Origin of the sequence: Ferrimonas kyonanensis DSM 18153 (genome assembly GCF_000425405.1) — a bacterium.
In the GTDB taxonomy this organism is placed as follows: Bacteria; Pseudomonadota; Gammaproteobacteria; order Enterobacterales; family Shewanellaceae; genus Ferrimonas; species Ferrimonas kyonanensis.
Window position 1 is genome coordinate 1 of sequence record NZ_AUDJ01000050.1, and the last position, 6,758, is coordinate 6,758.

5 protein-coding genes are annotated in these 6,758 nt (G+C 45.0%); all 5 read right to left on the reverse strand.

Annotated elements, in window-relative coordinates; translation table 11 throughout:
* Positions 1-1,618: type IV secretory system conjugative DNA transfer family protein (locus H598_RS24335; RefSeq protein WP_035415910.1), on the reverse strand; the 1,618-nt coding region annotated here is incomplete at its 3' end.
* Positions 1,615-2,274, reverse strand: a complete 660-nt coding sequence (locus H598_RS26570; RefSeq protein WP_028113453.1) for a helix-turn-helix domain-containing protein — start codon at positions 2,272-2,274, stop codon at positions 1,615-1,617. The genes H598_RS26570 and H598_RS24335, both read right to left, overlap by 4 nt.
* Positions 2,271-2,957: a hypothetical protein gene (locus H598_RS0113340; RefSeq protein ID WP_156897042.1), complete on the reverse strand. Its 687-nt coding sequence runs from the start codon at positions 2,955-2,957 to the stop codon at positions 2,271-2,273. Before H598_RS0113340 ends, H598_RS26570 begins: the two co-directional genes overlap by 4 nt.
* A gap of 356 nt (positions 2,958-3,313) precedes the next feature.
* Positions 3,314-5,041: a Calx-beta domain-containing protein gene (locus H598_RS0113345; protein ID WP_156897043.1), complete on the reverse strand. Its 1,728-nt coding sequence runs from the start codon at positions 5,039-5,041 to the stop codon at positions 3,314-3,316.
* A 50-nt stretch (positions 5,042-5,091) separates the two neighbouring features.
* A partial coding sequence (locus H598_RS26790) for a hypothetical protein (RefSeq protein WP_169629278.1) occupies positions 5,092-6,758 on the reverse strand: 1,667 nt, incomplete at its 5' end.

Consider the following 6,758-nt stretch of genomic DNA (forward strand, 5'->3'; position numbering starts at 1 on the left):
GCCGTTGTTCCTGTGGCCGTTGTTCCTGTGGCCGTTGTTCCTGAGATTCAGCGTTTACCTCCTGCTGAATTTCACAAGCAATCGCTTCATCTTTGATATAGCGATCATACAAATAAAGCGGCGGCCTATGATCACGTGCAGGAGATTGAGCTTTAGGCTTTGGTGAAATCGACTCCCAACCTGTCGAGTCTAGTAAAGGAAAGCGCCCTCTATAAATTCTTCTTGCCGCATTTCTTCCCTCAATCTCCAAAGTGGCTATAATTGCTTCTCCGGCAGCCAACTCATAAAGTACATCTTTATTCACTCGCGGCCTTTCTAGAGCCTGGACATTTACCCCGGTACCTCTAACCTCAGTGTAGTTTCGCCCAAGCTCAAAGGTTTCATAGTTCCCTATCAGATCAGAGCACAAGCGCGCCGTCCTCTCCGAAGTTACTCGGAAAAACAATTTAACCGCTATGTTATCTTCCATTTGGTTACGAAACTCTGGCCCCAATTCTTCCAGCTGAGCCGGTGATTGAAAGGTAAAAGATGGCGGCATTTTTGCAGAGCGACAGCGAGCAGTATAAGTAGTAAAACCGCTGTGAACCATCCCACCCCAGTCATCAAACACCTGGGGGAATTCTTCATATTTATCAGGGCCATCAGATTGCCGCTTTGAAGCAATAATGGCTAATTCTTCAGTTACCATTATGGCAATTCTTCTAGACATATCAGACAAAGGCAAATGGAAGTAAATTCGCTTTCCTGAGTTTACAATCTCGTGAAGTCGAATGTTAGGGTTATAGGCGTTGATACGCGCTGAGGCAGGGCCAGTGACAAATTGAAACAACTTATTAACCATGCCTTTGATATTGCTTCTCCCTGTCGTCTGCTCATCATAAACCCAGCTTTCAGCAAGCTTGATCATATCTACAGGAAGATCCTTTTCTTTTGCAAGATGGATAACTTCCACTGCTGCTTCTTGCACTGTTAGAAATGCAAACAAATCTCTTAGTGTCACCTGGTAGCCAAGGCCACAAATTACAGGAATAACACGGTTAAGAACTTGAGTCTGTTCATCAGCATAAAAGTTAGTAGATGTTGTGTCATGATCAATAAGAGTTTTCACCAGACGTTCAGTAATCGATCCTACATCAATGCTATCCATAAGATTAATGGTGTGTGAATGCTCTAGGACAGATGAAAACAGATAGTCAGGCTTCACTCCTGCCGCCTCTCCTTTCTGCAAAATATCCACCTGGCCTTTACCTTCAAAATAAGACCATCCCGAGCCTTTCTTGGTATAGTAGTCCAAAATCCCCAATGAGTACGACTCCGACTTCCCCCCTCCAGGGGAACCAATAGCCAACACACCCAGTTGCAATGCCTTATCCTGCAACACAACATTTTGAACAGGAATTGGTAAATCAGGATTGGTCAACTCAACACCTTCGCATAATTCCCAACCTTTTAGTTTCTTTGGTTTAGATTTTGCGTTTTGATTTTTCGATGCCATGACCCCAGCCCCAACACCTAAACCCGCAACAACTCCACCAGCAACAGGATGAACAGCTGTCCCCGCAATAAAAGCAGAATCAATAATAACCACTGTACTAATAAAGCTTGCGATCAAGTTCATTCACCCATCTCCCACAACGTACTAAGGTAATGAACATCAGCCGATAGACTGTATCGGGAACAATACTTTTTGACAGCTTCAACATCACGAGTAAAGATCACCATCTTCGGACATGCATCGCACCACCTCAATATCACCTTTCGACCAGAGTTTCTTAATCGAACTGCATCGAAGGACTTATGGGGCTTATGCTCACGCTCCCACGCTGACTTGATTCGAGATCGAGTCATGCCACCATCATCAACAATTAGCAACTGAAGCTCTTTACCAATCAAAACCCCACACTCAACCGTTGTTGCTGGATTTAAGCCAAACTGGTATAGCTTCGTTTTGGCGATTAGTTTAACTCCACTCTCAGTGGTTTTCTGGAGGGAAAACAACGCTTGGTTACGATGGCAAACATGCTGCAACGCGCGAACAGAAGAATCATAACGAGGTGGCGACACTCCAAGGCGTCTAGCTCCTGCCGGGCCCAAACTGTAAATAAATGGCTTAAAAGAATTGATTATCCGAACGTACTCACTGCCCTTAAGCCCGTTTAAGAATCTTGATAACGTAGAAAGCGGAATGCCCGTTTGGTCTACCAATTGGCTTTGAGTTAACGCCCGATGTTTATCAAGCAAGCGAATAACAATATCCAAATATCCATCACTCATACTCTTAACACCTTTACGTTTACCCCTTCACTCACCTTGGCTCTCGCTCCTTCATCCTGCACCCACAATTGTTTATGTTCAGACCACCCTGCTGTTTTCCTTTTAACCTCATCACGATTGTAACTTCCCGCATCAGCCTCAACCACGACCATTTCCCCATTGCTATTTGTAAAAATAGCATCTGGTAGAACAGATTCCATGGCTCTCACATATTCCGGCTTTCTCACTCCAAGCTCAAAATGGCAATTAAATTTTCTATAAAGTCTCTCATCAAAACGACTGGCGATTTTAAAGTTACTAGGTCTACCAGAAGAAAAATAAGCTTCGCTCACCAGAATTTCATGCCGCAAAGTTCGATTACCAATTTTCGGCGTAAATCCATCAAAAACCCTAGCAACACGTTGATCATTGAAGACGTAAGCAGTTGTTTTACCGTGCTTTTCATGGTATGTGACGTGCCTTTTCAACAAGCCAACCTCTACCAATTTTTCTATCCTGGCTAAAGGTTTGCTGTTCTTCTGATAGTGATATTTAGATATTTGCTCAGAGCTAATAACACCAATTTTAGCCAAGTCAGAAAAGAAAGAAAGATCACGCTCAGTAAACCTCATGCCAGAAACACCAAGCTCTTTTTTTAGCCTGTAAGCTGCCGATTGAAAAGCGGTGTTAGATTTATTAACCATGAAATGACAATACCGAAATACGACCAAGAACATTGGAAACAATATCACACAAACCCAGCCACGCCAACGCCTAAAAGGCTTTTTTTATCTTACAAATCAAGGAAATGTAGAGGTGGAATGAAAATTTTAAAACCACCACACAAATATACCAGCAGTCAACTTAACGACAATTTTATTAATTGTTAATATCACTAATCAACTAATTGGTGGACTGCCTTCGGTTCGCCCAGTTAATACCGTGGATAACCCAGTGGACAACTCGGGGGCGACAAGCCCCCCCAAAAGTTGCCCACTATGTTACCCACCGCACTGGGCCAGCCCACCGATTAGTTGATTCAAAAAACAGAAAATCATTTTTATTTTCTTGTTCTTCGAAAAGCCAACAAAACAAATAACGCCAAGGCGTTGCGCCAATCCAACCCCATGGCACCACCACTGCTTCCGCCGACTGGCTTCGGTTTGGTGTCCACATTATGAATGGTCACAGTCGCTTGCTCAGTACCAACGGCCTTCCCACTCAATCGCAAAATTACAGTGCCATCTTCATAGTGATCACTTATGTGATTAGTGGTCAGAGATATTACTTTACTAGTTTCACCATCAGCGAAAACCACTGTTTGGTTTAGTGCCACCACCGCTTTAGTAGATGCAGTACCCATAGCGGTAGTGACCTGCACACTCAATTGTCCGTCTGTCCCGTCTGTGCGGTTCAGTTGCACAGTCAGCGCTGCACCTTCACTCACACTGTACTCAGAGGAAGACAAAGACACCTTACCTAGAGAGGGTTGATCTACATTAGTAAGTGCCACAGTGACATCACTCTCCCCCTGATGTAGGGCTAATCCGGCAGGGTACGCCAGTCGAAGTTCCAAGCTAATCGCAGCCTCTTGATACCGACCATCAGCCTGAGTAGCCAACGTCAATTCCACTGAATCTTGTCCAGCGTCAAACTCTACAAAACGGTATTCATCCCCGCTATACAGTCCATTATCTACTGCTGCTCCTTCAATCCACAGGCCAACAGAGGCTCGATTACTAATATCACCACTTCGACTAAGGGTAATCTCTACCGCTCCCCCTTCGGCCACTTGCTCCGGGGCTGATAAAGATACGCTGCCGCTCACATCAGCTATCCTGTTGTAACTGGCACTGTAGGGGGCATACTCAGATACAGTGCGGGCGTTCTCTGTTTCTCCGGCTGCACCACAAGACATACTCGGAGACGAAAACTGATAAACAGCGTTACTGTGCTCAGATGCAGATACAATGCTGTGCTTTCGGCTACCATCATCCTGTTGGCAACTAATTGCATGACTGTACTCATACAAACCAACGCTGATCAACGACTCAACTTGGTGCCCTCCCCCAAGTTGATGGCCCGTCTCATGCACAATGGTTTTGCTTGGATCACCATTAACATCAGTAACAGCTGAGAGATTAATCACCGCTCCTTCAGCGCCAATACCTGACAAACCAAATGTGCCCATTTCTTGAGGGTAAGGGTGGAACAGCCAAAAAATATCCCCCCCCGCAAAATTGCGACGTTCCCGGCACTCCAAACAATTACTGTAACCCACAATATCTGCTTGCAAATTGGCCTTTTCACCAAAAGCATACAAGTCATCATCAACAACCTGTAGTTGTACAAACTCAGCTCTGATATGGCTAATCTGGCTATTCATAAATGTCTGATTAAGCTTGTCCATTCCCCGGATTGCCATTGCTTCCAATGCTTTTGCCCCAAACTGTGCCATGGCCTCAGGAGATACTACGGCCGTAACATTAAGCACATAGGGATCATCTGCTGTTCCTCCCCCTGGGTAACAATTGAATGGGTAACAGCTAGCGTCATCCACCACCCCAGGCTCATAACTGTTAGACATAGCGACCAAAGGGCTTTGCTGCATCATAAAGGTGCTGCGCTTAAAAGTAGCAACGGGCACCTGACGGGCCAGCGCTCCGGCCGGTAACACACATTCACCAGCCGAAACTTGCGCCATTGAGATAGCACTAAGAGCAACCATCGCTATAGCAATCTGCTTCATCTTCATCATCGTTATCCTTTCTATCATACTGATAGACATACAATAGGCCATGTATAACACAAGTGCAATACATGGCCTTGATTTATTGTTTAATAGATTGGAGCAGTGGTAGTGTCGAACCCGAGTTCTTCACCCACCTTCACCTGCGATTCAGGTTTATTCTGTCTACAAGTAAAGAACTCCTGACCACAGCGGAACGGCTTGGAAACCGTCCACTTTTCAGGCCATGTTTCATCACTTTTACAAGTCTGAGTAACTTCCCCAGCCTCACGGTCGCAGGTATATTGCATATATGTAGGGCCGTTGATTTTGCTGTACTTATCAATCTGATTACAGGCGGCTAACTGCACTCGTTGTTCACCAGGAACACAATCCCCGTAACGATGCAATGTCCAATTAACACGATAAGTTAAGCGGTGGCCGTTGGCTGAGTCACTGAAAGTGGCTAAAGCCGTTCCAGATTTCGAGGCGCCTTTACTCAAACTCTTTGAGATAAGTGCGCTGTTTCCACTTTGAGCTACCCCGTCCCCGCTCCAGGTAACAGAGCATGTATTTCCCCCCGCACAATCAAAGATGGACGCATTAATGGTCATACTTATTGCGGGTACATCAGCATTTTTTGCCACAACCAATGATCCGCCATTAGTGCTACCACTCTTGCCTTCGACACTCACTTTAAAGCGCATTGTTTGGGCTGGCGTATTGAACACTTCCACTTGTTCGGTCGCACTCTTGCTGTTTCCAAGGCTGTCATAGGCCACAACAGTGATGCTGTTTGAACCTTCGGATACACTAATATCCTTAGACCAACTAGAGCCTGACAAAGTAGCCAGTTGTCCGTTAACTCTAACGCTTGATACACCAGAGCCTGAATCAGAAACAGTCCCCGCCACAGTAACACTCGAAACGTCAATGACGTTTTGACGCCACCCCGCGTTAGAAGACAAAACTGGAGCCGTGTTATCGACCTTAAATGTCCAACTTTTTTCACTCTTATGAGAGGTTGTATCTGTACTTGTTACCTTCAGAGTATGATTACCATCAGATAACCCGTCCGTATTGATAGATCTCCTAATCGAGTTGCCATAACCACTATAGGTAGCGGTATCTATAGTCACTTTAGAAGTGACCGGACTTACATCAGCGACATTGCTAGAAAAATCAAATGTGCCTCTATACCATCTGTTAGCACCACTCCAATTTGCTATCACTGGAGCATTATTATCAATCCAAAGCCCTGATATTTTTGAACTTTCCAGCCCAACAGTATCAGTAACAACCCACTTCAAACTATGTTTTCCATCGTTGTAACGAGTGGAATCAATACTAAAAGAATGTTTGTTAGAGCCAGACCATAGAGGAGAGCCATCAAGGGATACCGCCACTGAATATGGACTCGCATCGGTTACTGAGGCTGTGTGAGTTATGACACCTTTAACCCAACTAGAGTCCTGAGTTGGAGTACCAATCACCGGTGCATGATTATCAAACATCACAGTGGTATTAAGGTAAGCAGTCTTACCTGACACGTCTGCGACCTCGTAACGAATCACCCTGGCCCCATCGGCATAATCGCTTGTGCGAATATTAACTGAATCCTTGCTTTTCAAAGTGCTGTGTCGAACGCCGTCCACTTTTACTACATTGGTATACTCATTCCCTTCTGTAATAGGAGCATAAAAACTAAAAGTTCCTGATTTCCAAGTGTTTGAGAAAGGGCTGTTTCCAATCACCGGCGCAGTGTTATCGATGTTCA